The organism is Pseudoalteromonas luteoviolacea (genome assembly GCF_000814765.1).
GTDB lineage: Bacteria > Pseudomonadota > Gammaproteobacteria > Enterobacterales > Alteromonadaceae > Pseudoalteromonas > Pseudoalteromonas luteoviolacea_H.
Genome location: NZ_JWIC01000005.1, coordinates 723,500 through 750,322 on the forward strand (window position 1 = coordinate 723,500; position 26,823 = coordinate 750,322).

Below are 26,823 nucleotides of genomic sequence, written 5' to 3' on the forward strand. Positions count from 1 at the left end.
GTTTATTACTGCACAAGCTGGTAGCTATTACCTAATTCATCTTGTATTACATAAGCGATGCCGCCAGCAGCAGTGACATTCAGTGGTTCAGTCAATATACGACTTGCGTAGTGCCAACCATCAGGCAAAGTTAATCGCTGCCCTAATTCCTTTAAGTCATCCATTTGCAATGACGCATCCGAAATACGGCTAAACGATTGCATCACGTAAACTTGGCCTTGGTTGTCGGTAATTTCATAAACACGTCTGCCTTGGTAAAAATGCCATGTATTATTTCTAGATACTTCTGCGGCAAGATATGGCGCTTGTTCACCACCTGCCGCACTGATATCAGCTGTGGTCAGCAAGCGCATTTTGACATCACCAAATTGACGAAACTCAGTGTCTGCATCAAGCGTGATTGTGTCACCACCTCGGCTTTCATCCACCACAAAAAAGCGCGGACCATTCGGTATTGCGCTCAACGCATCGTATTGCTGTGCAACCTCATCAAAATCAATGACATCCCACTGGGCCTGACGGCACATATCAACGCCAGGGGTGCCCCATACTTGCGCAACGACTTTACCGTCTTGCTGATAAGGCAATAAAATTTCACAGTAACGCATGTTGTAGCTTGGGCCCCCTGTGACAAGTGGTTCTTGCACTGCCGTCGATTGCATAAATGCTAAAAAGTGCAGCGCCAAGTCCTCCCCTACATCATCTTGAATAAAATGCCCTGCAGGAAAACGTCGGTGATCAGCCCCGTCAGCCCCTGGAACATGGTTAACCCATTTTTGTTGGTTCGATTCGCTCCCAAGCCCCGTATCGTACTCACCGGCGTTAAACATAAATGGATTATGATAAGCCCCTAATGTCTGCCACGCAGGCAACGTTTGCATCTCAATACCGGATAACATGGACGGAAACGCACGAATCGCCGCTTTATAGTGCACATTTGGATACGGTGCGTTATAAGCTGTGACCTCCGCATCGCTCAATTCAATTGCTGAAAGCTTTTGGACAACATCACCTGCCATCAACTCAGGAACACTGGCTGCATAATTGATCCACTGCTGAAATCCCTCTACACGATCACTGGACCGCGAATCAAAAAACGTACTCGCATCTGCGGTGATAGACTCATCAATTTCAAAGCTAGGTAACAGATATGGATTACTGCCTGTCGGAATAATTGGCATATCACCATTGGCGACCACGATTCTCGCAAACCGCTCAGACATATTACCCGCTATTCTCAAACCAATAAGACTACCCCAATCTTGTACAAACAAATTAATGTCTGTGAGTTGCAACTGATTAATAAATGCCTTAGTCCAAGCCACATGATGCTCATATTGATGCACAGAGGTATTCACAGGTTTATCTGATTTACCCATCCCCATATTATCCAGCGCAATCACGCGATAACCAGCATCTGCTAAGATTGGGATCATTTTACGATATAGATATGACCAACTTGGCTGACCATGAAGCATCAGTACCACCTCACCCTCTTTTGGTCCTTCGTCAACATAATGTAATCTCAGTCCTTCGAGCTCTATATAGTTAGCTGAAAAGTCATAGCCGGGTAAGTCATCAAAGCAGATATCTGGTGTTCTAATAAACTCCACGCCTTTGGCTGTAGTCAACGTATTAATCTCAGCCTTTAAACACGCATCGCTCAATGGGCCTGTGGACGGCCTCGTCTCAACCGATGATTGAACAGCGGTTTCTTCTACAGAGACAACTGCATCATCGTCATCGTTACATGCCACCAATAAGCCACTTAGTAAGCACACCCCAAGTACTTTTTGTAAAGCCACCGCAGAGGGTGTCAACTTAAACTGTTTTTCTCGTATGTTATAAACCATGTTTGTTTTCCTTATGTCTCAGCTGACAATTACTTGTCGTGTTGAGACATAGGAATATCACCGCAAATAGCTGTGACGTAGTCAGTTGTGTGCAGATGGTGTAAAAGTCTGTATCAATGGTGTTTTCGCGGCGTATCATCAAAATGCGTTTACTTGTACCATGCAACATATCGCTAATTGCAGGACTATTAAGTGGATAAATTAGATATACCATCGAATCAAATTGGGCTATATAACAAAAGAAAAACGCAAGCTTGGATATTTTTACTGATTTGGCCTTGGTTCAATATCTTGCTGCTGTCGAGCGTATTACTTGTGCTTGATGTCTTCACACTGCATTTATTTGCTCAGGCTACATTCAAGGTTTGGAGCGGATTTTGCGCAGGTTATCTGTTGTTTAATGCCTTAGAGCCTGTTTTAGCGCGACTTTTTCCACCACACCTAGGTCACAATGTTTGGTTGCTTAGGCCATTTGTCATCATAACTCTCTATGCACTCATTGGCCCTATTGTGAACTTACCCACCAGCCCCACGGCCCCTCAAGTGACTTTCTTACCGATTGTCATTATGTTACTTGAAACCTTGGTTTACATTGCGGTGATGCTCATGTTTAAGCAGCAAACATATCACTTTCAATCACAATTACAGACTCAAAAAGCAGAACTACAAATACTAAAAATGCAGTCTAACCCGCACTTTTTGTTTAATACGCTTAACCTCATCGCCAGCGAAGTGACACACAACCCACAAAACGCAAAAGGCTTAATTTACGACTTGAGCGACCTACTACGTCAAACCATTCAACAGGCCAAACAGCAATTTATCCCACTTGAACAAGAGCTAAAACTGGTAGAGCTGTATTTAGTTTTGCAACAAAAGCGCTTTGCCGACAGGCTCACCTTTGATATAGATTGCCATAGTGCATTGGAACCGCTGCCTGTCCCCTCTTTACTCTTATTGCCAATTGTTGAAAACGCTGTGAAATATGGCATTGCGCCCTACGCAAAAATGGGCCATATCAGTATCATTATTGAAGAACAAGACACTGAGCTGCTGATTGAAGTACAAGATACTGGCGCTCAATTTAATGACAGTCTTGTTGTACAAGGTGAAGGGCTGCGCATCACAACTGAAACCCTCAAATTACACTATCAAGACCAAGCCACATTTGCGTTACAATCCAGTGATGAAGGCACCAGTGCGTTTATCAAATTACCGCATAATATTGAGTAAATATGAATACTAAAACCGTGATCATTGTCGACGACGAACCCGCTGCAAGACGAAATTTGAGAGATGTGATCCATAATTTTGCTGAACTACAGATTGTTGCTGAAGCTGCCGATGGCAAATCAGCCATTGAACAAATCATGATTAAACGTCCTGATATCGTCTTTCTCGATATTGAGATGCCAGAATTAAATGGCTTTGATGTTGCCAAAGCCACCCAAGATGTAAACTATCAGCTCATTTTCATGACCGCATACGAGCATTATGCCCTCAAAGCTTTTGATACCAAGGCCATTGATTATTTGGTCAAGCCAGCAAGACCTGAGCTCGTAACAAAAAGTATCAATAAAATTATCCATCAACAGAGCTGCTACCACACTAAAAAACCCATCGAGCGCCTTATCCTCAGCGATCATGCCGAGCAAAAAGTCATTGAATTTGACCATATCAACTTTATCGAAAGCATTGGTCGATATCGCCGAGTCCATTTAACCGAGCACGGTGCTCAAGCGCATAATACTGAGACCATTATCTCTGAACACACTCTCGATAGTTTTGAAGCGCAGCTACCAAGTTCGCAATTTTATCGTCTACACCGAAGCTACATCATTCATGCTATACGGCTCATAGAACTTAAATACCAAAATCGAAAGCACTTTGTGCGACTTGCTGGTACCGACGCACACATTCCTGTTTCGCGCAGCTTTGTCGGCACGTTAAAAGCGCATATTGCTCAGGGTAGAAAACGAGATAAATAGCACTTCACTTTTAAACAAACATCTGCAACTTTTGACTATTTTTTCACTAAAAATAGGACTTTTTCATATACATTTTATACTTTACCTTACCTAAACTTTTTATAAATACTTTTATAAAGTGCTAATATATAAGGTGTTTTGTTAAATTTTGGTTGCAAATAAAAGTATCAACTGATAATTTACGACAATCGATTAAGGAAGAGGTACAAGGGTGTGGCGGTGAGTAGCACAAGAAGGATCAAAACAGAAAACTTTAGGGCGTACGTCCAACGCTCAATGCGACAGCTACGCAAAGAAAGAAAATGGACACAAGAACAATTAGGGAAAAAGCTAGGCGTTGACCAAGCGTCTATTAGTAACTATGAGTCTGGCAAAACAGATATGACATGCACTCAACTATTTGAGCTGTTTCTGATATTTGGTAAAGATTTGAGTGGTATTTTCGATTTTAAATCTTCAGTTATAGCTGAGGAAAAGCAAAAAGCAGAAAAGGAGTAGTAATTATGGATAATATTTACGCTATTTTGGACCATATATTTCCACTAGTTGTTGTTATCGGTTTATTGCTTAGCTGGAAAGTTGCGACTGCGAGATGGTTTCTGCTCTCGTATGTGGTTGTTGTCACCACTAGTTTATTAACAATGCATCTGACCATCCAGTGGAACACCCATTACTACATTTTTGAGTCTTTAGTGAATCTTGCCTTTTTCATACCAATATTTTATCGTAGAAACCTAGCATTAATGCTATACCAAAAGACAGGAACTAAGTTTTACCTGTACGTTTACCAAAAACAAACGCTATCCACACAAGAATGTACTATTGCGATTGTAGTCGCATTGTCAATTATTGTGAACGCTATCACATGGCTTGAGGTATTGGCATATAAATACTATTTAATTGATAACGCCTTTTTTAAGCTTTATTTAAGAGACAATATAATTCTATTAATCCAGGTAATTCTTTGTGGGTGCTTTTTAACTTATGCCAGTACAGCAAAGTCGAAGGAGCTGAATTATGAAAATACTGAATACCAATGAATTAAAATCAATTATGGGTGGAATGAATGGTAACTCACCAGGTTTACCACACAGAGCACAAGCAATTAAGCTAACCAATAATAAATCTACGGGTAACTCTTAAAAACTAACTAGAAACGGATTCATTTTAAATGTGAACTGAATCGATGGAATCGAGATATGATAGTTCTAAATGAAAAAATACTAAACTCTATTTATGGTAGCTATGCAAAGTCACCTGACTTGCCACGAAAAAATCAAGCTACATTAAAAAGTAATACTGCTGGTAACTCTCACCTAAAGAATTGCCTCACCAAAATCAAGTAATTAAGTTGTATGAAACAAGGAAAACACTATGAAGCAACTAACGAAAGAACTTTTGAAGGTCATTGTAGGGGGAAGCGCTAATGCGCCGAAGTTACCATATAGGGCAGTGTCTATTAACTTACCAAATACTAAACACCAAGAGTAATATAGCACCTAACTCTTATAGCAAAGTGCTTTAAAGAAAGGAGTTAAATAATGAAAACGTTGCATATTAAGTTATTGAAATGTATCTATGGCGGAGTTCACTCAAGCTCTCCTAGCACTCCACCTAGAGCCAAAGCAATTGAGCCGTTTGGCATAATAAACCAATACAGCAACAGTCAGGGAAGTAAATAACTTTTCTTTTAAAGAGTAAGCCATCACAGATGCGCTTACTCTTATGAATATTTACATAATTCATCCGCTATAAAACGCTTCTGGCGGCTCGACACGCCTAACCGCCTGAGCAAAAAAGCGCTATTCCCCCGCAATTGTGTACACCTTATAATTTAAAATTAGCCTGTTGCCCTGCACCAATAAGCTGCTGTTTTGGCTGCACTAAGCTGGTATACACACGGCCAAGTGACTTAGGCAATGTCAAAGAGACTGAATTTAATTGCTTTTGGGGCGATACGCAACCAAGTCTAAAATAAGCGCGGCTATGATGCTCCTTGTGAAGCTGAGTAAGCTTTATGGGAAATTGATTCAACTGGCAATTAAGTAATGTGCCATTAGCCTGAATTTTAGTATGTGTAAGCACAAGGTCTTGTAGTTGTTTACGCTTTACTTGCTCTGATTGCCCATTTTGCAATACCAGCTCAGTATCTCCGAGCAACCAGGCTTCATTATTGTGTAATACACTCAACCAATGACTAAAATCCGTATTAACCAGCACATCAATCTGCCCACTACGCACCGTTATCGTTGCAGTGGTTTCTTTTAGCGCATGTGCATGGGATATGGCACTTGTGCACAACATCACAGTATAAATACCAAAAAATAAAAAATGCTTCACAAGGTTCATCGGCAGTATGTCCCTGTTTGAATAGCACCATTATTAGAAATAGCCTTCATTTCAAATTCATAACAATTGGCTTTATCTTTACTGGGTGAATAAGTGACATAATAATTTTCGCCTTGATAGTCATAGCGCATCGTTCGCTTCCCATCGGCATCTACAGTGTGCGTCAAATTTTGTACATCTCCCGCAGGCGGTTTCAGATCGGCACGATCTACTCCCCCACTCAGTGGCGCAACACGCGGTAAATCGCCGGTGTACACTTCACCCACTAAACATTGAAACACATAGGGTGGCGCAGTCGATAAATGATATCGATAACCAAATGTGTCATCTGCAATGCCATTACACAGCTCCAAATCGCCTTGCGAAATAGTACTGCCATCTGGGTTGTTAAAACCATAGAGCGGATACCCATCATATCCCCAGCCTATGATGGTATCGTCGCTCAGTGACTCCATCGCATCCATCATGCAAGTCGGTGCAGCATGGTAGTGATAGTCATCCCCTCTGCCTGCATGACCACCGCAATTATCTAATTGGCCAAGTGCAACCGTATCGACACTAGGGTCGTAGTTAAACAAATCGAGTTCGCCCGCAGCCGAATAGTCATAAATAGGCACCCCATTTATTGCCACCCCAAGCGCAGCATCAACTGTTGTGGGGCTAGCCGCAGGTTGCGATTCCAATTTAATTGGCGCCGCATAAGCAACCGCAGGGACAGGGATCTGTTCATTGGTCGCCCTTATACCGTTCATCAAATCATGACTTGGGTAAGTATCTGAAGTAATGTAAGCGTAATTACCATCACAGGTTACAACAACATCACTTTCAGGGGACACCGCCACGGATTGACGAATGACTTCACAACGTGTGAGCGCGGTTTGCCCGCTTTCACTCAGTGTATATTTGAAGTCTAGCGTGGCACTGAGCTCCCCATCGCTGTAGCTTATTTGCTGGGTATATTCGCCTGCTGCTTGCCCAGAGGTATCAATAGCTGATGGTGTAAAAGTCAGGCTATCGCCATTTTTATCATTACAAGATAAATAACTGCTAACAATCAAGCTTGATTGGGATAAAGACACGTCCGGCTGGCTGCTTTGCAAGCAGCTCGGCGCTTGGTTTGTGATTTGATATGGCAACGCCACTTGCGTTTGCCCACCTTGGCCATCGGAGATAGTTATAGTTTGAGTGTACGAACCAGATGCAACACCATCACTTTGAATTGTACTTGGCTCATAACTCAGTGTATCGCCATCCGCATCACTGCATTGTAATGAGTCACTGACTGCAACAGCACCGCTGCCTCGTGGTATGTCAATCGAATTGACGGTGCATTGTGGTACTGTGTTTTCTGTCGAATTGGTCGGTGATGACACATTATCCGCACCTCCTCCACCACAGCCTGTGAGTGATAAAAATAACAGGGTTATACTGCTTAATTGAAATGCCGACATTGCCATTGTGTGCCCTTTTAAGAATAAAACCCCAAAACTCATGGAATTTTTTATTCAGGTTATACAAAATAAACCAATAACACTATTGCAAAATCAACAAGTAATCAAAAAGCACATAACCCTAATCTGAAGATCAAGCAAAAAGTCGTTAAAAAACCCTGCGTAGTGCATGGATTGTCTATCACTTCTCATCTCATCCGAACAGTTATGCTGTACGATGGCCTGTATACATCATTAGCTTAAGATCCAGCCAATCCCCCAAGACAGAGACATAGTAAAAACCACTGCCCACGAGATTTGTCTTAACACCATTTTGGATGCAAATCGCCACTGCATTTCCCGAATAATGGTGAGTAACGACACGATACAAGGCAACATCACTCCCGCCAAATATACCGCACATAACAATTGAACGTCTGTGATTTCAGCAATTTTAAGCCCTTGCGTACTACTATCAATCAATCCAATAGCCAAGCCATCTTTACGAATTGCACCTAAAATCACCGCAATAGCTGCGCCTTCAGGTAAATTCACCACACTCATCAATGGTGCAATTACGCCAATTAGTGCATCGAAAAAGCCAAGCCAAGCTAAAAATCCAGCAGCTAAACAGATCCCAACAAAAAGCGGAAATGCGGTCTTAAAAAATGACTTAAGTACATCGACCATTTCATTGACTGCAAAACGCCAATTAGGCGGCTGTAAAAAACCTCGATTCAATAAATTATGAGATGCCGCTGCTTTTCGCTGCGCCGCAGAGGTTGTCGCAATCAAATAAATGCAGGTAGTCACGGCTAAAATGATCAAATACGGTAAGGTTAAATAAGGCTTGCCCGCTGCGGAGAACACCGCAACAGTGGCTGGCAATTGATATGAGCAAGCAGAACCAAACGATATCGCAGATACACAGCTCCCCCTTGTACAGCAAGAGCAATTACGAGTTTGAATTATCGCAGGTACGTTGCAGCCAAACCCCATGATCACACGCACCAAGTCTCGACCACTTAATCCGAGTTTGTGCATAACAGGGTCCAAACGATAAGACAACCTATCTATCAGCCCTGTGGTTTTATACAAGGAAATAATCATCGAAAAAATGACCACCGTCGGCAATGCATACAAGATTAAAAACGGCAACATAGACACCAAGCCATAATCACCCACCAGCATATGATTAAATGGCTCTGGCAAATGTGAGAGCTTTGATTTAATTAAGTCGACTGGCTGTTCAATCGTCGGGTATAGCCAATCGGCAAATGTATTTGCATTAGTCACGGCCAGCCAAGCGGGTAGCACCAGTAATAAAAAGGACAACAGCGGAGCCAAGCCAGTTTTTTCGAAAAACAATAGCTTGGGTGTTACCGACCAATTAGCAGACAGCGTCGGGGGACTTTTTGGAAAACGAGATGGACGTGATAACGCCCGCTCGATTTCTTGCAGCTGTTCATCTGTAATATGTCGGTTATCAACAGTTACCCAAGCCAAATTAGTGCTTTCTCGAAGTCTCGCAAGTTCCTCTTTTACGCCAGCCTTGTCTTTGACCACATCCCAATATGTTAATATCACAATGCCTGTTTGCCCTTTTGCCAGATGCCACAGGTCAGATAAATCACTTTGTAAGTCAGACGCCTTGAGCGTCAAAATAATATGTTCACTGGTTTTTAATCGGCTCAAAACTTGGGAAGTCACCACACTGTCCATACTGGTTTGTATGCCAGGCGTATCGGTGATTGTTTGGCCATTCCACGTGTACTCTTTGCAAAATAAAGAGCTGCCTTGAAAGTTGCTTTTACCCGATTTTTTACCAATTAGATTTTCTGTGAATGCGGTTTTCCCCACGCTCTCTTTACCAATCAATAACCAATTATTTTTTTGCTTTTGCTCTGGGTAAAAAGTTTGTACATCAATAAACTGCGTCATTAGCAGAAGCACTCCTGCTGCTTGCAACAGTCCATATCTTCGAGCACCATTCCCGCTTGGCGATAGTGTTTCATCACCGACATATCAAGCTCTAACTCTGAACCAATGACCCTACACGGAGCAGCAAATCGGCCTCTAAACTTATAGATAAAACACAGCAGAGTTGGATCATGGTAAAGTCTTGGACCTGCTAAAAATAAATTTCTGCGCTTAGTCGACTCGTCAAATGCACTTACCCACGGATAGCCGTTATCTTGATAAACAAACAAATCAGACACAGGTCCAAGGTCCATCTCAAAGCCAGTACAGTTGATCGGTGGAAATGGCGTACGTACCTCATTGCCGTCGGTAGATTGGACAACATACTCATCGCCCTCTTTGTACACAGAGCTGACTTCAAACTCGCCGTCGTAGTCAATGTCTTTGTTGTCTGCAATCGACTTCATACGCTCCATGGTATACGGAGATAAAACCTGGCTGGGATCGTAGGTATCGCCGTCATTTGGCTTACAATCAAGGAGCGTGACTTTATTTGCTGATTTTGCCAAATTAAATGTCGCATCTACGCCACTCTCATAACCGCCAATGACCACATAATGGCCTTGCTCTAATGCTTGCCAATCTCGAATATGAGTATTGTGCTGACACAGCTCAGCGCCACTAAAGGCATTCATACTCGGAGATTGAAATTCGCCACCCGCCCAAATTAAAAATTTACACTGAATCTCAGAATCACTTGTGCGTAAATAAAACCCATCACTTGGTCCTATCGATGAGACTTCCAGTAGCTCAGTCTGTGTTGTGACCGGAATTTTGTAATGGTTTACCACCATGTTTAGATACTTCGCATACTCTTTGCCGCTTAAGTGTTCTTTTCCTGCATTAAATGCAGGAGAGGTATCTGGGGTGATGGCATTTAAGTCTGTCTGATGATAGCCATTGCATGGAAAAGAAGGGGTAATAAAGCGCATGCTCTCTGGCCACCTTAAAAAGCTCTCCCCCACCTCGCCTCGTTCAAGCACTATGAGTTCTTGATCTTCAATCCCCATTTGCTTTAATAAAGCTGCACACCCAAGCCCCGCAGGACCTGCACCAACGATTACGACTTCCGTTTTGATCATGTGAGGTTCACCTATTCTGTTAAAACTTAATTTTGATACGATATAACACAACAATATACACAAATGTAAATGAGAATTCATCGCATTAATGAATTAATCTTGCTGGTCGTACCCTTAAACACAGTAGCCAACGGTAATTCCAATGGTGAAACCACCAAAATATGTTATAACATAACAAATAAGCAAAATTAGTGGTATATTAATTATGACCTCCGCAATTGAACAAAAAATTATTGACGCTCCTGAATCAGACTATATGAATGACGAGCAATTGGCATTTTTTAAAGACCTACTCATTGAGTTACACGACACAACCCGAGCCCGAATAAAAGAAGCCAAAGAGGAAATGCTTAACCCACCCGATTTACCTGACTTTAACGACAGAGCTTCGTGGGAAGAGCAATGTGAGCTACTTATGCGCATTGTTGACAGAGAGCAAAAATTACTGCCTAAAATTCAACTCTCCCTTGAGCGGATCCGTTTAGGCACCTATGGATATTGCCTTGAAACCGGCGAACCTATCGGTGTCCAACGACTGATGGCAAGACCGACAGCAGAATACTGCATTGACGTCAAAGCATGCCAAGAGATGAAGGAACATTTAATTCGGTCTTAATAGACACTTTCATCCTTTTCCTAGTAACAATAAGGTAGCAAGTTATGTTACATACACCGTCAAAATTACCTGTTACAGTACTTTCCGGTTTTCTTGGAGCGGGGAAAACCACCCTATTAAACCACATACTCAATAACCGAGATGGACTGAAAATAGCGGTTATTGTGAATGATATGAGCGAAATTAATATCGATGCCGCCACCGTTAAAAATGAAATCGGCGTTAATCGAGCAGAAGAAAAGCTCGTAGAAATGAGCAATGGCTGTATTTGCTGCACGCTGCGAGAAGACTTACTCGAAGAAATCACCCAGCTCGCCAAAGAAGGGAAATACGATTACCTCGTTATTGAATCCACAGGCATATCTGAGCCTCTCCCGGTGGCTGAAACCTTCACCTTTACCGATGAAGACGGCCAAAGCTTATCTAATGTCGCCACATTAGATACCATGGTGACGGTTGTCGATGCCCTTAACTTTTTAAAAGATTACGACCAAGCCCGTTACTTGCAAGAAGTAGGAGAGAGCTTAGGTGAAGACGATCACCGCAATGTAGCTGATTTATTAGTTGACCAAATAGAGTTTGCTGATGTGATTGTGATCAGCAAAACCGATCTGGTTTCTGAGACAGAGCTGCGTCGTCTTCAGAGCATCCTAAGCACACTTAATACCGAAGCCATGCAAATTCCTGTATTAAACGGCCAAGTACCGCTCAAACAGATCCTTGCAACAGGCAAGTTCAGTTTTGAAAAAGCGCAGCTTTCACCGGGCTGGTTAAAAGAGCTACGTGGTGAGCATGTACCAGAAACGGAAGAATTTGGTATCAGCAGTTTTGTGTATGCCGCACGCAAACCCTTTCACCCACAACGATTTTATGACTTTTTACACAGCAAAGACAAAAAAGGTAAGCTCATCCGCTCTAAAGGCTTTTTTTGGCTTGCATCGCGTCCCCAGTTTGCTGGTAGCTGGAATCAAGCAGGTGGCATGGCGCAATATGGCGTGGCTGGCCTCTTTTGGAAAGCCGTCCCTCAAGCGCAGTGGCCGACCGACCCAGAATACATTGATGCAATACAAGAGATGTGGGAAGAACCCTACGGCGACATGCGTCAAGAGCTCGTATTTATTGGCCAAAGGCTCGATAAACAAGCAATTATCGACGCGCTGAATGCGTGTTTGTTAACTGAAGAAGAAATGGCACTCGGTATGCAGCTTTGGAGTACGCTGCCTGATCCATTCCCAGAGTGGGAAACAAGGTAGACGTAGCGTGTAACGAGGCAGCTCAACCAAAAGCGCTGCCTCAACTTTACCTTATCGGCCTATCAAAGCTCAGCCTCTAACATGGCAAGGGCGCGTTTTTCGGCATCATCCACGACACCGTCGGCCTCGATAACTTTAATGACGAGCTCTTTGACAAATTTTCGCATAGGCTCATCAACAATATGGTGCATGCGATGTTGAATAAACGACTCAATGTCATTTTGCTGTACCGCCAACACCGATTTACTCAGACTGTCTTCAAAATAGTCTTCCAATGCTATTGTCGAATTCCACTGAAGTTGGTTAGCCCATTCATACACTACACGCTTTTCGCTGTCGTCTATTTTGCCATCTACACCGATAAACAATAAGGCGAGGTCCAATAGCGACTCTTTTTGTAATTGATCAATACAAATGCCCGTATCAAAATGACTTAATAGTTGCTCAAATTTCATTATTTCACCTGTCCTTTTTGTCCAAAATCACACTGACAATAACCTTAATCTACTTTTTTACGTTTGTCATAACAATTTAGCGCAGTGCAACAGTCATTACTTTTAACAACGTCATTCACACAACTTTAGTGCAAACTATTAATAGCAACATGCCAAAACTCACATAGGTCATGTCAAATATAAAGCGGTTTCTTCAGGAAACGCCCTCTTTTTCGGCGCTGACGCAGGGGATCCCGATGGCGACACTCTCACCCGCAATTGGGCGCACACGTTGGGGACTACAACCTCAGTGCCAGATAAAACCGAACAGTTGGGTTTTACTGCCCTAGAGGTGATTCACACCAAGAGTTGGATGCTTACCGTAACGATCACAGATGTTTTTGGGTTATCTCAATCTAAAAAATCAGCTTTATAGTGAAAGCTAAACACAACAGCGGTGTATTTAGTGATATCGCGTCACTGCTGATACTAACGATATAAATCATATTTACACATTATTTATGGCACCACTTACCATTAATATATTAATAGTTATAAATATTTAAAATTATCACTTCGATTATTGGGAATTAAATATTAAAATAGGCGAGATCAAAAAACACACAAAAGAATACATTTTTAAACAATATTGTTCTGATGTAGCTCATATTCTATGAGTTTCTTTAAGTAAATAATTTAACCAGAAAATAGGACTGACAATGCTCGCTAAGTTGAAAGGATTGCTTCTTATCGTGACCATAACTATTCCAGCCATTGGTACTGCGATTGAACAAAATTCCCCATTAAAAGCCCCTAACACACTCCTGCCTTCGTCAGAAGTGACTCCTTATATAGTTGGAGGTCATGAAACAACGCCCTTTAATTACCCATTTATTGGCAGTTTACAAAAAAATGGCGTGCATAGCTGTGGGGTCACATTTATTGGCGACAACAAAGTGCTTACCGCAGCCCACTGCGTGCGAAATGGTTACACTGAGTCCTTCACTGTGAAGTTTGGAGGACATGACCTGAGTGAACCAACACAATGGCAAACCTATCACGTATTGCGTCAATTCATGCACGACGACTACGATTGGATTTTTACCGATGAAAGAGCTTATGACATTGCTATTTTGGAACTAGATCGCCCAGTTGAAAACATCACACCAATAAAACTGGCTAACCCAGCAGTACGTAATAACCTAGTGGCGGGCGAAACGCTCAAAGTAATGGGATGGGGCCGCTTAAATTATAACGGCAGTCTGCCAAGCAAGCTTCAGGAAGTCGATTTGCAATATATCCCTAACGACCTTTGTAACGATGTAGATCATTATGACGGTGATATCACGGCTTCTATGATGTGTGCAGGTGTTGAAGCCGGAGACAAAAGCCCATGCAATGGTGATAGCGGTGGCCCACTTATCGTCAAAAAAGAAAATGAATGGGTTCAGGTTGGCGTCGTAAGCTGGGGTTTTCGCTGCGGTGCACCTAATAAGCCGGGGGTATTTGCCGATGTAGCAAATTTATCTGATTGGCTGTTTGGACGGACAATTGAATTTGGTTTTGAAACTGAAACGCAACATGCCTTCATTCAAGAAGAAGCACCCACTATTTTAACAGGCGAATTCACCAATACCCTAAACACACCCGTTAACATTACCAATGTCAAATTTGCTGATAACGCAGATCCCGACTACATACACCCCAATCCATCTAACGTAGCGCTTGTCGAACAAACCTGCACTAACACTCCCCTTGCTTCTCAACAAACATGTCAATTTAGCGCTCAGTTACCAGAACAACATCATCATAGCTATTACAAAGTATATGTGGACATAAACTCACCGGTAGAAGCTCGCTATTATGAGCATTTACACTATTACAAAACCCGCGAAATCGAAGAAGATGTCAATCAGCACTTATCGAGTCCAACACACATAAAATGGTCAACAGGCGGAGAGGCAAACTGGTATACAGCAACCACTGACGACGGAGAAAAGGTCCTAGTTAGTGGAGATATGATAGATAATTCAGACGACCCTGATCATAAACTCGCTTGGCAAAAAACCTACATAACTGCTGACATTGATAATGTGCATATCAGCGCGGTCAGTTTTGACTATCTTATTTCCAGTGAAAAATATGAAGACTATGTCGATATTTTCCACAATGGCAAGCAGCTACTTAGAGACAGTGGCCTCCAAGAAACCAAGGCAAATATTCACATTGAATTGGAAGCAGGTCCAAATCAAATTGCGATCTTATACAACAAAGGGTACAACACCTCCGAAGGGAGTGATAATGTCACTATTTATAACTTTTCGACCACCTTTGTAAATGAAGTACCCAAAGCGATTGTTGCACATTCAGATGTTGAGGTACGCAGTGAGCTAGACTTTGCATTAGACGCCACCCAATCCACTGATCCAGACGGTGATAACTTGACCTACCAATGGCATGAAATGAATTCGCCTGATGACATCATCGGCACAGAAGACACCTTGCAACTCAGTGCTGAAAAAGTAGCCGTAGATACAGTAAAAACCTATCAAGTAACAGTCACGGATGAATATGAAGCCGCGACCACAGCACAAGTGACGGTGCGCATACGTGCAAACAAAGCGCCTGAAGTCACTTTAGCGAGCGATACACAAACAGTATCTATTGGCAATGAAGTCGTTATTACTTCAACGTCTTCAGATCCTGATAACGACGAAATAACTTATACATGGAAGCAAACTGCGGGGACGCAAATCACACTCCCTCAAAATACCCAGCAATTAAAATTTACAGCCCCGCAAGTAACACAAAATGAAACGTTAACTTTTGCACTGACTGTGACTGACTCATTTGGCCTCACAGCCTCACATGAAATAAACATAAACGTTGCGGCCCCTGCGTCCAGGCCAAATAATGACCCAGGCAGTAGTGGTTCATTCGGCCTCTTCAGCATAGGTGTACTAGCGCTACTTATTCGATTAAGACGCTTCAACTTAACACGTTAAATTAACGCGGTTTGAGTAAAAGCCTTCATGCTATGTCGGCTTTTACTCATTTATTAGGATCGATCAATCGATAAAGCACCTCCCTTTCCCCACATTCATGCTTAATTTGGCGCCATGACCTATGGATTTTTTCATTCCTAAAATGAAATTTTGATTTCGATATGGCTTTGCATTTTGAAAACCCGCAAAACACAAACAAAAAAATAACAATAATATTAGTAACTTAAGGTTGGCACTGCGATTGCAATCAGTTAAATCAGCAAAAATTGCATCTTGGAGAAAGTCATGAAATACAAACTATTAAGCTTGTGCCTTTTGTCTGCAGGCGTGAATGCAGCACCGTTCGATACTTGCCCTTCTAAAGCATTTTTAGTGCAAGGAAATACAGCATCTATATACGGCGTAAATTTAGTATCCGGCGCATTCACAGAGTTCGCACAAAGCGTTGGCACCAACAACAAGCTTAACGGGTTTGGATTCAGTCTCCACGACCGTTACCTCTATGGTTGGGATTACAGCCGCAAAGACATCGGTCGTGTTGGTAAAGACTATACATTAGAACCATTAAATACTATCGGCTTCCCTGACACCAACTTCTACGTTGGCGATGTCGCAATTCACGAAAATGCATATTATGTTTACAGAAAAGGGAGTTCATACGGTTTATACCGTGTCTCGCTGGATGAAACAAGCAACGACTATTTGCAAGCAACGCGTATCATCAATGGTGGGGATCTTAACCTAAACATCTTTGATATGGCGTTTGCCCCCAATGGCGAAGCTGGCATGGCTTATAGTGTAGATAGCAACGGTAATTTACATCGCATTAATGCCACAACAGGTGAAAGTACTATGCTTGGTAACGTAGGCCAGTCGGGTACTTTTGGTGCTGTATATTTCGATATCGATAACAACTTTTATATCAGTCGTAACCAAGATGGTCATATCTATCAAGTAAACATAGATGACCCAGCAGACACGCAGCTATTTGCCTATGGCCCAAGTTCAGGTTCTAATGATGGCGCACGCTGCGCAACTGCCCCGATTATTGATGAAAGTGAAGATCCCACCATGGACTATGGCGATGCACCTGAAAGCTACGGCACGTCTTTAGCTGAAAATGGCGCCCGCCACGTTGCAGGAGATCTATACTTTGGCGATGGCGTAAGCGCAGAGCATTTACCACAAGCGCAAGATGATGACGATGGCGTTAGCTTCGTTACAAGCATTGAAACAGGGTATGATGCACTCATCTCATTTACACTCTCTACTAACGGCTACGTTAACGCTTGGGTAGACTGGAACCAAGACGGTGAATTCCAATCATCTGAACGAATCATCAGCGAACTTTCCGGTGTTGCTGGCGAAAACCGAGTGTTAATACCTGTGCCGGTTGACGCACTTGAAGGTAACACTTGGGCACGCTTTAGAGTATCAAACAACCAAGATATTGCGCCAACAGGCGGGGTGGATACCGGTGAAGTAGAAGATATCTCAGTGTCAGTGGTTGCAAGCAGCTTAATCGAGTCGTCAACCGCTTGGCAAACCGCCGCGTTTGAAGACTTATGGCCACAAAAAGGCGATTATGATTTCAACGATGTGGTCGTCAGATACCGCGCAACAACAGGCCAGATTGGTAATCAAGTCGTTCGATACAAAGTCGAAGGTGCATTAGTTGCCGTTGGTGCCGGTTACCACAATGCATTTGCTCTGCGCTTTAAAGACATAGCTCGAAATCATGTCAATGAGGCACAAATTAAGTTAACCGTTGATGGCGTGGAATCTCAAACTAGTCCGCTTGAAGCGAATCGAAACGAAGCGATCGCCATCATTTTTGCTGACACCAGAGAAATGGTGCCTACACAAGAAGGCTGTAAATTCTTCCGAACAGAAGAAGGCTGTAGTGATATTCAACGCGCACCGATTCCGTTTGAGCTGACTCTACCATTGTCGACCACGTACAGCGCCAATGTAGCGACACTAGACAAATTAGACCCATTCATTTTCGCAGTAGACGGTCATTACCACGGTCCATATGTTGACAGCAATAATGGTCGCGGCTGGGAAGTACACTTGAAAAACCAAGCGCCAACAGAAGCATTTGACAGTAGCTATCTTGACCAAGGCGACGATACATCATCTACAAATGGGTACTTTCAAACTGGCACTGGGTTACCTTGGGCACTGATCATCGATACCGATTGGCAGCATCCAAAAGAGCGCGTTGAGATGTCCATTGCATACCCGCAATTTGTAGAGTTCGCATCATCAGCTGGCCAGAGCAACGTGACTTGGTTTGAAAATCCTGTCGCAAATTACCAATACACCATCAGCAGCGCATCACAAAACTAGGAGCAGACCATGAACAAGTTAATTATCACTCTAATGACATTAGTACTTACAGCATGTGGCGGCGGTTCAGGTGGCTCTGAAGGTCAAAGTAACCCGACGACAACAACGTCAAGTAATAGCACGGCAGCAGCGCCTGCAGCAACAAGTTCGAGCACACCAGATGCGGTGCCACAAGACACGACTGACGCAGGTGACACGGCAGCAACACAACCACAAGGTGAAGGAATGGATAGCATGGATGTTGATGTTACTTTCGATTTTAGAAGTAATGTCGCCGTAGAGGTTACATTTGGTCAGAACCTAGTAAGTGAACGTGCTTTCGTAAACATCTGCAAACAAGGTGAGAGCATGACAAATACAAGTAACTGTTTTTTGAGAGCACCACTGGATAGTAACGGTTTTACAACACAAATCCAGTTACCTCACGCAGATCAGAAACTCAAAGCGGAGATTTGGTTCTACAGCACAACAAAAGAGCCACTGGTATACAACTGGGAGATAGATGCAAGCCAAGAACAACAAGTTTGGAACATTAACTAACAAACACCACAGGGGCATGATAAACATCATGCTCTTTTTTATTGTAACAATACGCTTTTACCTGCTAACAACACCTAAAAACTCATCATAAAATCCAACCCTATGAATTATGGGCACACTTCTCCCTCTGATATGATGCAGATTGTTAAATTTTTGATGGTAAATACGACGAGTAATACTGATATATTATCGTACTAGGCTACCCATATTTTCAATATCATTAGTTTATAATAAATCGAAAAAAACATATATTACATACCAAATCCTTGCAACACGATTAAAGTGATTAGTGACACTTTGTACTTTTAAAATTTTTTAACTTTCTAGCGTCGTTAAGTCGATACCTTTCTAAAAACGCATTAGTAAATGCCTAAATGCATTTCTTAATTAACTAGATTCCCCCACCCTTTATCAATTAGATAAAAAATAGCATAAGATTAAAAATAGAAATCGACATTTTAGTAAAAATAAACTTAATATAAGACTTTATCGCTAAAATTAATTATTCACATAATACTCTGCGTAGGAAAAACGTGAATTTCATAATAAGCAATATAAACAGCATTTATAGAAAGTTGTTTATAAAATGAGTAAATAAGAAAAGTGACCATAAGGCACAAATGATGAAAGTTCGATATGAAAGCTCCATCAATGGTGTGATTGGCAACAAGTCAGCGAATTGTGTCAATCAATCGGCTGGGCAGAGCGACCCCCTGAACAACTGCAACAGGCATTCAATACCAGCCCATTTAAATACTTTGCATATAAAGAGGGAAAATTAATTGGAGTCGTTATAACTGTAGATGACGGTCAATTTTATGCGTGGATAGTAGACTTCGCAGTCAACCCAAAATACCAAGGACTTGAGGCTGGGAAAAGCAGCGCTCAGTCTATATTTTCCCAAGATCAGAAGAGCAATTAAAAGAATTTTTTTCCGGAGTAAATAGTGTGAACATTTAAAATGAGAAAGTATATAACAGTTATGATTCAAATAACCTGAATCATCTCTCATTATGAAAAGAGGAAAAAGCCTTGTCCATTGAGATCGACAAGGCTTAATAACAAAGAACGTATTATTTACAGTAGTTTTCTACCACTTGGTAATTGTCTACTTCAACTTTCTTATACTTACTTTGCTCATCAGCAACTATCTCGAAAAGTTTAACGCCACACGTTTCTTTGCCATTTGGCAGCTCAATGTAATCGTACAGCGCCTCATAGTTTGCATTTTCCACCGGTGTGAAAGTAATGATCTTTCGACACCAAGAATACAGCGCACCACCAGAATCAGTTTGACCAGGCGTGAAACCCGAGATCCCTACACCATTAAATTGAAATGAAAAAGGTTTTTGTGCCGGAATATACACTTCATTTTGATGTGAATCACCCAGTTTTTCGTCATATGCAGGCATATCTAAACGGCTCAAGCTACGAACTAAGTTAGCTTTAACACCCAGTGTCGCTATATGCCCACCATGCTTAAACTCTGTTGAAATACAACTTTCTGACAAAGGAACTGCAACAAAGTTATTATTGCTTGGCACAGATGCTAAACGCAGCTTGGCGCTTGGACCATCAACCATTGGCTGAAGATACGGGTTTACTGCACAGCCAGACAGCAATGTAACTGCGGCCATCAAACTAATTTTTTTCACAAAAAGTACTCCATTTGCAAGCTTAGACACATGGCTCAATCTAACTGAGAGGTAAGCTCCCAGTTGAGCATATGCCATTTTCGATGATTACAGAGAGATCATAAGTTTTTATGCATAAAAATTCAATAATCCAACCCAAAAAGGCAAAGTCATTATGTGTTATTGGAAAGGGAAACTATTTATAGTGAGCTAAGAGGATATAAATTTATTTAAAAAATAAAAAACTTTTCTTTTAAAAGCATTACCACATTATAATAACACAACATAATAGCCTATCCTTGGCTATTCTTATAAATACGAATTAATGACAATAATTATCTACAAAAGTTAAGTCATTAATATGCTCTGGCGCATCCATCACATAAGTTGCAGCTGCAGTTTGGGGATTAACGCTATAAATTTTTGCGCTCTCACCTGAAACTCTACCTGACACATATAATGTTCCATCATCAGAAATAGCCAAACCAGACGCCCAGTTAATACCATGGTCGCCAATCCAAGTTAACGCCATTGAACCATCATCTATGGTATACAGGGATTTACCAGTCAACACATACAGTGTGTTGTTATCAGCAGAATAAGCAATATCTCCGTGAGAGAAAGAGTCACCTGAGTAACGCATCTTTCCTAACACAGTTTTTTCGCCAGTTTCTAGGTTGTAGTCATACATATAAGTTTTACTAGTCGCACGTAAAGACTGGCCATTCGCGGTGACTGCAGAGCGGTAGATTGGCCAAGACTTCGCATCTGCTTGTGCAGCTTGTACGCCAGTCTCTAGGTCCAATGACCACAGTTTTGAAGCCTTTGTGCCCGAATCTAGCTGTTCCATGAAATACAGCTTACCGTTGTGACTAGCAATATTGGACGCCGTATTTTGAGCACCCGCGACGACACTATACGTATTTGTCTCTAAATCAAACTTATAGACATAACCCGTTTCGGCTGAACCATAATTATTAATGCCAAAAATGCCCGTATGGCAAGCTTGCTTTTCGGTGACGGTGACGTCATCAATAAAGCCCCCTAAACTGTCATTCGTGCCTGTTCCAGTGAAACGGATCTCTGAACTACTTGAAGTCGCCTGTACAGACAATGTGAATGATTGCCAACCTCTTTGCGTCGCGTTTAGGCTTAATACCGTTGTGCCATTCCACTTAACATCCACTTTATTTGTCTGGCTATTCCCTTTAACGCGCGGTGAATAATAAAATGATACTTCATAGGTTTTTCCAGCTTCAGTAGTAACACTTTGAAATACACTGTGATTAGCCGTCGAGTCTAGCTCAATGTACTGCTTACCATCTGCAGCGGCAATGATGCCAAGACGTGATGTTTGAATTTCAAATTTGGCTCCTTCACTTTGCCACCCAGTCACTGAGTCGAGTAATGTCCATTTTGACTTCACGGCATCTTGTTCGAATGAGCCGTTAGTTACTAAATTGTCTGCAATTGCAATTTGCGATGCAAAAAGCGTAGACAGTGCAAAAAGAGATAATTTCATAAAGTAAGTCTCCAAAATTTGGTTATGTTTAAAACACAATCAAATGAACATTTATTCATTAAATTCATAACGTTAAACCAATAAATAAAGTTCAGTTAAAGCTAAGTTGAACTATTCAGCTGTAATTAAATTGCACAAATGATGCCGAAACTCAAAAGCGTGTTTATCAACCCGGAGATTGCTCTGAAAGAACAAGGTATTAGTGGCAACTCGTAAGGAGATACCTCACTGACGGTGAAGTAAACCGATACAGTGACCACTAAAGATTTTGATATGTAAAAGCTGAGTGATTATTTGAGGGCTTAAAAAAATAGGTCAGCGGCTTTACAGTGGCTGACCTATCGCAACAACCTAGCAGACGAAAGCGCTAGGCCTTGCAGTTTGATTATTCATATTCTTGAAGGTTAATTCCTGTGTATATTCAACCTTACAAAAATAATTGTAAAAGCATACGTATGCCGGTGATAAGCAACACGACAGAAAACACTTTCTTGAGTTTTTTTGCGTCTAGCTTAGCAGCAAGTGATGCACCAACTGGTGCAAATAACACAGTTAAAGGCACAATGCATAGGAGCGCAACGAGGTTCACAAGCCCGAATGTGCCAGCAGGCGCATCAGCAGGCGAATGACCCAAAATGAGCATAGTCGCAGCGCCTGGCAAAGAGATAATTAGTCCAATGGCAGCGGCTGTTCCCACTGCTTTATGTGCTGGATAGTTATAAAGCGTGAGTAATGGCACTGAAATAGTACCGCCCCCAATGCCCACCATTGAACTGAAAAATCCAATTGAGGTACTCATGGTCGCTTGTCCAGCTTTGCCTGGCAGTGATTGAAATAAAGCTGATTTGCCTGTTCGAAACAGCATATTCAGTGCTGACAAGGTTGCGATAATACCAAATAACCCAGTCAACCAAGTACCATTGACGCGTGTTACTAACCAGCTTCCAACCAAAACACCGATAAAGATAAACACAGCCCAACGCTTTAACAAATCAAAATCGACATTGCCTTTTTTATTGTGTGAGCGAATTGAGCTGATAGAAGTTGGAATGATTGTCGCTAACGAGGTTGCGGTTGCAATGACCATGGCAGACTCAGGCGATACGCCAAAACCTTGGAACACAAAAAATAGCACCGGCACAATAACAATACCGCCGCCGACACCCAGTAAGCCTGCCAAAATCCCTGCAAATGCACCTGTTGCAACCAGCGCCATAAGTGTTGAAATATTATTGCTTAAAAACTCTATCATAGTGTAAATCAACAACGTTTAATTAGAATAAATAAAACCAACAAACGGAGTATCCGTTTGTTGGTTATGTAAAAGAAAAACGAAGAAATTAGGCAGAGAGCTCTTTTCTTACTATTTCTGCCCCAGCGGCTAAAGCCTGTAGTTTACCTCTCGCCACGTCTCGCGATAGCGGTGCCATGCCACAGTTTGTGCAAGGATAAAGTTTGTCAGCGTCGACATATTTAAGTGCTTCGCGAATGGTGTCGGCGACTTCTTCCGGCGTTTCAATGTCATTGGTAGCAACATCAATAGCCCCGACCATCACCTTCTTGCCTTTCAGAAGTGACAACACTTCAAGCGGCACTCGACCGTTATGACATTCTAAAGAAATAATATCGATACTGGATTGTTGAATAGCAGGGAATGTTCTTTCATAGTGACGCCATTCATTGCCTAAGGTCTTCTTCCAGTCGGTATTTGCTTTGATACCGTAGCCATAGCAAATGTGTACAGCGGTTTCGCACTTAAGCCCTTCGGTTGCAATTTCAAGCGCTTCAATGCCCCATTCGTTCACTTCATCAAGAAACACATTGAACGCAGGCTCATCAAATTGAATGATATTGACGCCCGCAGCTTCTAACTCCTTTGCCTCTTCATTCAGAGCTTTTGCAAATTCGAACGCAAGGGTTTTACGATCTTGATAATAATCATCATAGAGCGTATCAACCATGGTCATCGGCCCTGGAAGCGCCCATTTGATTGGCTGCTGTGTTTGCGAGCGCAAAAACTTTGCATCGTCAACAAATACCGGTTTTTGGCGACTGACTGGACCAATAATGCCTGGTACACTGGCGTCATAGCGGTCACGAATTCTAACGGTCTTTTTATTTTCGAAATCAACACCACTCAAATTTTCGATGAATGTGGTGACAAAGTGCTGACGAGTTTGTTCGCCATCACTCACAATTTCAATACCCGCGCTGTCTTGCTCTTGTAATGTAACTCTCAGTGCGTCTTTTTTACCAGCAATCAACTCATCGCCTTCTAGTTTCCAAGGTGACCAAAGCTGTTCAGGTTGTGCCAACCACGACGGTTTTGGTAGGCTGCCAGCGGTAGAAGTTGGGAATAATTTTTTCATAATTAATGCATCTATACCTTAAAATCAGAATGACGGCTGAACAAAGTTAGCAGCCCACTTTTCCAGTGTTGACTGGTATCGCTGAATAAAGTTATCTTCACACCACTTACCTTGTTCAATCGCAAGGCGAGCTCGCTCTTCTCGGTCATAAACCACTTGCGTTAAAGAGCAATCTAAGTTTTTCAAGCTTGGCTTATAAGTTTCACCAGCAGTCGAATTCGCGTTGTAAATTTCTGGACGATAAATCTTCTGGAACGTTTCCATGGTGCTTAGCGTACTGATAAGCTCCAGTGTGCTGTAATCGTTTAATAAATCACCGAAGAAAAAGAATGCATACGGAGCAACACTGTTTTCAGGCATAAAGTAACGCACTTCCATGCCCATTGTTTTGAAATACTGCTCTGTCAATGACGATTCATTTGGCGTGTATTCAACACCCAAAATCGGGTGTGTGTTACTGGTGCGATGATACGTTTTGTTGTCTGATACACTTAAACAAATCACCGGAGGCTTACTGAAGTTTTCTTTGTAAGCGCTTGAATTAATGAAGTCTTGAAACATTTTACCGTGCAACTCACCATAGTTATCTGGCACAGAAAAATGGTCTTTCCCTTCGTTATGTTTACGCAGTAAAACGCTAAAATCGTAGTCGCGTACATACGATGAGAAGTTATTACCCACAATACCTTCAATACGTCTGTTTGTGTGATGATCAACGATGTATGTTTTTAATACTTCGATAGTAGGGAAGGTTTCACCATTGCCCTCAACATCAATATCCACATGCACAATATCAATTTCAACTGAGTAACGGTCTTTGTTTGGGTTATCCCAATTTGCCAGGCTGTTAAAGCAGTTATTAATCATGTTAATTGCTTTACGCAGGTTTTCTTGGCGTACTTCACCACGAGCCAAATTAGCAAAGTTTGTAGTAAGGCGCGTATCGTTTGAAGGTGAATAGTGCTCATCAAAACGAATAGTCTTAATAGAATAGGTGAAATCGCTGTTCATAATATTGTGGTGTCCTTTACTTAAATTAAATCAGACCTTAAATCGAATGAAGCGATTCTATGATCAATAATCCATGATTAATATTGATTTAATTTTATGAACCTATGAGTTTTACTCATATTGACTATGTTAATGGTTCGAGTATACGCATGCTCGGGAATTGTTAATTACGGCGAACCTCAATCTAACACGGTAATTAATTCCATGTTTGGTGATGCTGTTTTGTGAACAAATAGCGTTGATTAATTGGTGTGTTTGTTGAGCAGGGTTTCGAAGTAGCTTGTTGTCACTTAAAGTTGTTTTACAGGGTGATGGGCCGCTGCCTAAGTTTACAGAAAAACGCCTCGTCTATGTCAATCATCACTTACCTTATACAGGCAAAATAGATACTTTCACCTTTTGTGCATTTTATTTTTGTAGACTGATACGACAAACAACTTTAGCCATTAGCAAGTGCTAATGGCTGTTGATTTACTATGGGCTAATTGCCACTGGATGTTTGTAACTGTGGGCCATTTTGATAAAGGCGCTGAGGTAATCAATATCACTATCCCCTTCTCGAGTGCCTAAATAAATTTGCTTCGCGATGCCACTTTTCCCTAAACGCACAACTGATAAAGGCAATTTTGTACTGTACTCTTCTGCCAGCCATCGTGGTAATGCCGCAACACCTCGACCACATGCCACCATTTGCAACATGATGTCGGTGGTTTCGACGGTTTTATGTTGCTTAGGGATCACTTGATCTGGATTGAGGAACTGCGTGTAAATATCAAGGCGATCTTTTGATACTGGGTAGGTAAACAACACTTGGTCCCTAAGATCTTCTGCTTGGGCAAATTTTTTAGCCGTTAATTTATGATCTTTAGGAACGACGAGCACTTGCTCATAATCAAATACTGGCTCAAAGACTAAGCCACTTTTAAAATAAGGATCAGGGGTTACCAACAAATCTATTTCATAATCTAGCAAAGCCCCTACTCCGCCGAATTGAAATTTTTGTTTAACATCTACGTCTACACCTGGCCAAGTTTCTAAAAAAGGCGATACCACTTTTAATAGCCATTGATAACACGGATGGCATTCCATACCTATCCGCAGTGTGCCACGCTCGCCCATCGCGATTTGCTTTAGTCTTTCTTCAGCACCACTTAATAACGGAAGCGCACGATTTGCGATATTAAGTAAGTAATGGCCTGCTTGAGTTAACCTTAAGCTTCTTCCGTCACGTACCCAAACGGCAGTACCGAGATTGTCTTCCAGTTTACGCATGGTATGGCTTAATGCCGATTGTGTTACACAAAGCTCTTTTGCCGCAGCAGTGAGAGATCCTTGCTGGTGGACAGCATGAATGATACGAAGGTGGATACGTTCTAACATTTTTAATTATGAGTAAAATTAATAG

General features: G+C 41.9%; 23 protein-coding genes. 11 read left to right on the top strand and 12 right to left on the bottom strand.

Translation table 11 applies throughout. From position 1 onward, the window contains the following. Positions 1-5: 5 nt before the first annotated feature. Positions 6-1,853: a haloalkane dehalogenase gene (locus tag JF50_RS26045; protein ID WP_052262239.1), complete on the bottom strand. Its 1,848-nt coding sequence runs from the start codon at positions 1,851-1,853 to the stop codon at positions 6-8. A 192-nt stretch (positions 1,854-2,045) separates the two neighbouring features. On the opposite strand from JF50_RS26045, the gene JF50_RS10570 reads away from it, so the two are divergent. The 5 genes from JF50_RS10570 (at position 2,046) to JF50_RS26935 (ending at position 4,984) form a co-directional block, all read left to right on the top strand. After that, entirely contained in the window at positions 2,046-3,086 is a 1,041-nt protein-coding gene (locus JF50_RS10570; RefSeq protein ID WP_039609380.1) for a sensor histidine kinase, read from the top strand. 2 nt (positions 3,087-3,088) lie between these two features. After that, a complete protein-coding gene (locus tag JF50_RS10575) occupies positions 3,089-3,841 on the top strand; it encodes a LytR/AlgR family response regulator transcription factor (RefSeq protein WP_039609381.1) in 753 nt (250 codons plus the stop codon). Positions 3,842-4,060: 219 nt separating this feature from the next. After that, on the top strand, positions 4,061-4,339 hold the full coding sequence (locus tag JF50_RS10580; protein ID WP_235423413.1) for a helix-turn-helix transcriptional regulator: 279 nt from the start codon (positions 4,061-4,063) through the stop codon (positions 4,337-4,339). 5 nt (positions 4,340-4,344) lie between these two features. Further along, a complete protein-coding gene (locus JF50_RS10585; RefSeq protein WP_039609382.1) occupies positions 4,345-4,881 on the top strand; it encodes a hypothetical protein in 537 nt (178 codons plus the stop codon). Beyond that, on the top strand, positions 4,859-4,984 hold the full coding sequence (locus tag JF50_RS26935; protein ID WP_152614512.1) for a bacteriocin: 126 nt from the start codon (positions 4,859-4,861) through the stop codon (positions 4,982-4,984). The genes JF50_RS10585 and JF50_RS26935 overlap by 23 nt, the downstream gene beginning before the upstream one ends. Positions 4,985-5,668: 684 nt before the next feature. On the opposite strand, the gene JF50_RS10590 is transcribed toward JF50_RS26935, so the two are convergent. From JF50_RS10590 to JF50_RS10605, 4 genes are all read right to left on the bottom strand, one after another. Continuing rightward, positions 5,669-6,181, bottom strand: coding sequence for a hypothetical protein (locus JF50_RS10590; protein WP_152614513.1), 513 nt, complete (start codon positions 6,179-6,181; stop codon positions 5,669-5,671). A 5-nt stretch (positions 6,182-6,186) separates the two neighbouring features. Next, entirely contained in the window at positions 6,187-7,647 is a 1,461-nt protein-coding gene (locus tag JF50_RS10595) for a YHYH protein (RefSeq protein ID WP_052262240.1), read from the bottom strand. Between the two features lie 228 nt (positions 7,648-7,875). After that, positions 7,876-9,561, bottom strand: a complete 1,686-nt coding sequence (locus JF50_RS10600) for a nucleoside recognition domain-containing protein (RefSeq protein WP_039609384.1) — start codon at positions 9,559-9,561, stop codon at positions 7,876-7,878. Further along, on the bottom strand, positions 9,561-10,682 hold the full coding sequence (locus JF50_RS10605; RefSeq protein WP_039609385.1) for an NAD(P)/FAD-dependent oxidoreductase: 1,122 nt from the start codon (positions 10,680-10,682) through the stop codon (positions 9,561-9,563). Before JF50_RS10605 ends, JF50_RS10600 begins: the two co-directional genes overlap by 1 nt. Before the next feature lie 205 nt (positions 10,683-10,887). On the opposite strand from JF50_RS10605, the gene JF50_RS10610 reads away from it, so the two are divergent. Both JF50_RS10610 and zigA read left to right on the top strand, forming a co-directional pair. Beyond that, positions 10,888-11,298, top strand: a complete 411-nt coding sequence (locus JF50_RS10610; protein WP_039609386.1) for a TraR/DksA family transcriptional regulator — start codon at positions 10,888-10,890, stop codon at positions 11,296-11,298. A gap of 44 nt (positions 11,299-11,342) precedes the next feature. Beyond that, positions 11,343-12,551 (top strand): zinc metallochaperone GTPase ZigA, encoded by a 1,209-nt coding sequence (gene zigA / locus JF50_RS10615; protein WP_039609387.1) that lies wholly within the window; start codon positions 11,343-11,345, stop codon positions 12,549-12,551. 62 nt (positions 12,552-12,613) lie between these two features. Here zigA and JF50_RS10620 read toward each other — a convergent pair whose 3' ends face one another. Continuing rightward, entirely contained in the window at positions 12,614-13,006 is a 393-nt protein-coding gene (locus tag JF50_RS10620) for a hypothetical protein (RefSeq protein ID WP_039609388.1), read from the bottom strand. Between the two features lie 731 nt (positions 13,007-13,737). On the opposite strand from JF50_RS10620, the gene JF50_RS10625 reads away from it, so the two are divergent. The 4 genes from JF50_RS10625 (at position 13,738) to JF50_RS10640 (ending at position 19,804) form a co-directional block, all read left to right on the top strand. Continuing rightward, positions 13,738-15,990, top strand: coding sequence for a serine protease (locus tag JF50_RS10625; protein ID WP_160290467.1), 2,253 nt, complete (start codon positions 13,738-13,740; stop codon positions 15,988-15,990). A gap of 285 nt (positions 15,991-16,275) precedes the next feature. Then, on the top strand, positions 16,276-18,342 hold the full coding sequence (locus JF50_RS10630; protein WP_039609390.1) for an LruC domain-containing protein: 2,067 nt from the start codon (positions 16,276-16,278) through the stop codon (positions 18,340-18,342). A gap of 9 nt (positions 18,343-18,351) precedes the next feature. Then, complete coding sequence (locus JF50_RS10635) at positions 18,352-18,882, top strand: hypothetical protein (protein WP_039609391.1); 531 nt, start codon at positions 18,352-18,354, stop codon at positions 18,880-18,882. 679 nt (positions 18,883-19,561) lie between these two features. Next, entirely contained in the window at positions 19,562-19,804 is a 243-nt protein-coding gene (locus JF50_RS10640) for a GNAT family N-acetyltransferase (RefSeq protein WP_052262241.1), read from the top strand. 151 nt (positions 19,805-19,955) lie between these two features. On the opposite strand, the gene JF50_RS10645 is transcribed toward JF50_RS10640, so the two are convergent. The 6 genes from JF50_RS10645 to JF50_RS10670 form a co-directional block, all read right to left on the bottom strand. After that, positions 19,956-20,537 (bottom strand): hypothetical protein, encoded by a 582-nt coding sequence (locus JF50_RS10645; RefSeq protein WP_152614514.1) that lies wholly within the window; start codon positions 20,535-20,537, stop codon positions 19,956-19,958. A 301-nt stretch (positions 20,538-20,838) separates the two neighbouring features. Then, positions 20,839-22,038 (bottom strand): DUF642 domain-containing protein, encoded by a 1,200-nt coding sequence (locus tag JF50_RS10650; protein WP_039609393.1) that lies wholly within the window; start codon positions 22,036-22,038, stop codon positions 20,839-20,841. Positions 22,039-22,465: 427 nt separating this feature from the next. Next, entirely contained in the window at positions 22,466-23,290 is an 825-nt protein-coding gene (locus tag JF50_RS10655) for a sulfite exporter TauE/SafE family protein (RefSeq protein WP_039609394.1), read from the bottom strand. 88 nt (positions 23,291-23,378) lie between these two features. After that, complete coding sequence (locus tag JF50_RS10660) at positions 23,379-24,407, bottom strand: methionine synthase (RefSeq protein ID WP_039609395.1); 1,029 nt, start codon at positions 24,405-24,407, stop codon at positions 23,379-23,381. Between the two features lie 24 nt (positions 24,408-24,431). Beyond that, entirely contained in the window at positions 24,432-25,418 is a 987-nt protein-coding gene (locus tag JF50_RS10665) for a DUF1852 domain-containing protein (RefSeq protein ID WP_039609396.1), read from the bottom strand. Positions 25,419-25,892: 474 nt separating this feature from the next. After that, positions 25,893-26,798 (bottom strand): LysR family transcriptional regulator, encoded by a 906-nt coding sequence (locus JF50_RS10670; RefSeq protein WP_039609397.1) that lies wholly within the window; start codon positions 26,796-26,798, stop codon positions 25,893-25,895. Positions 26,799-26,823: the final 25 nt, after the last annotated feature.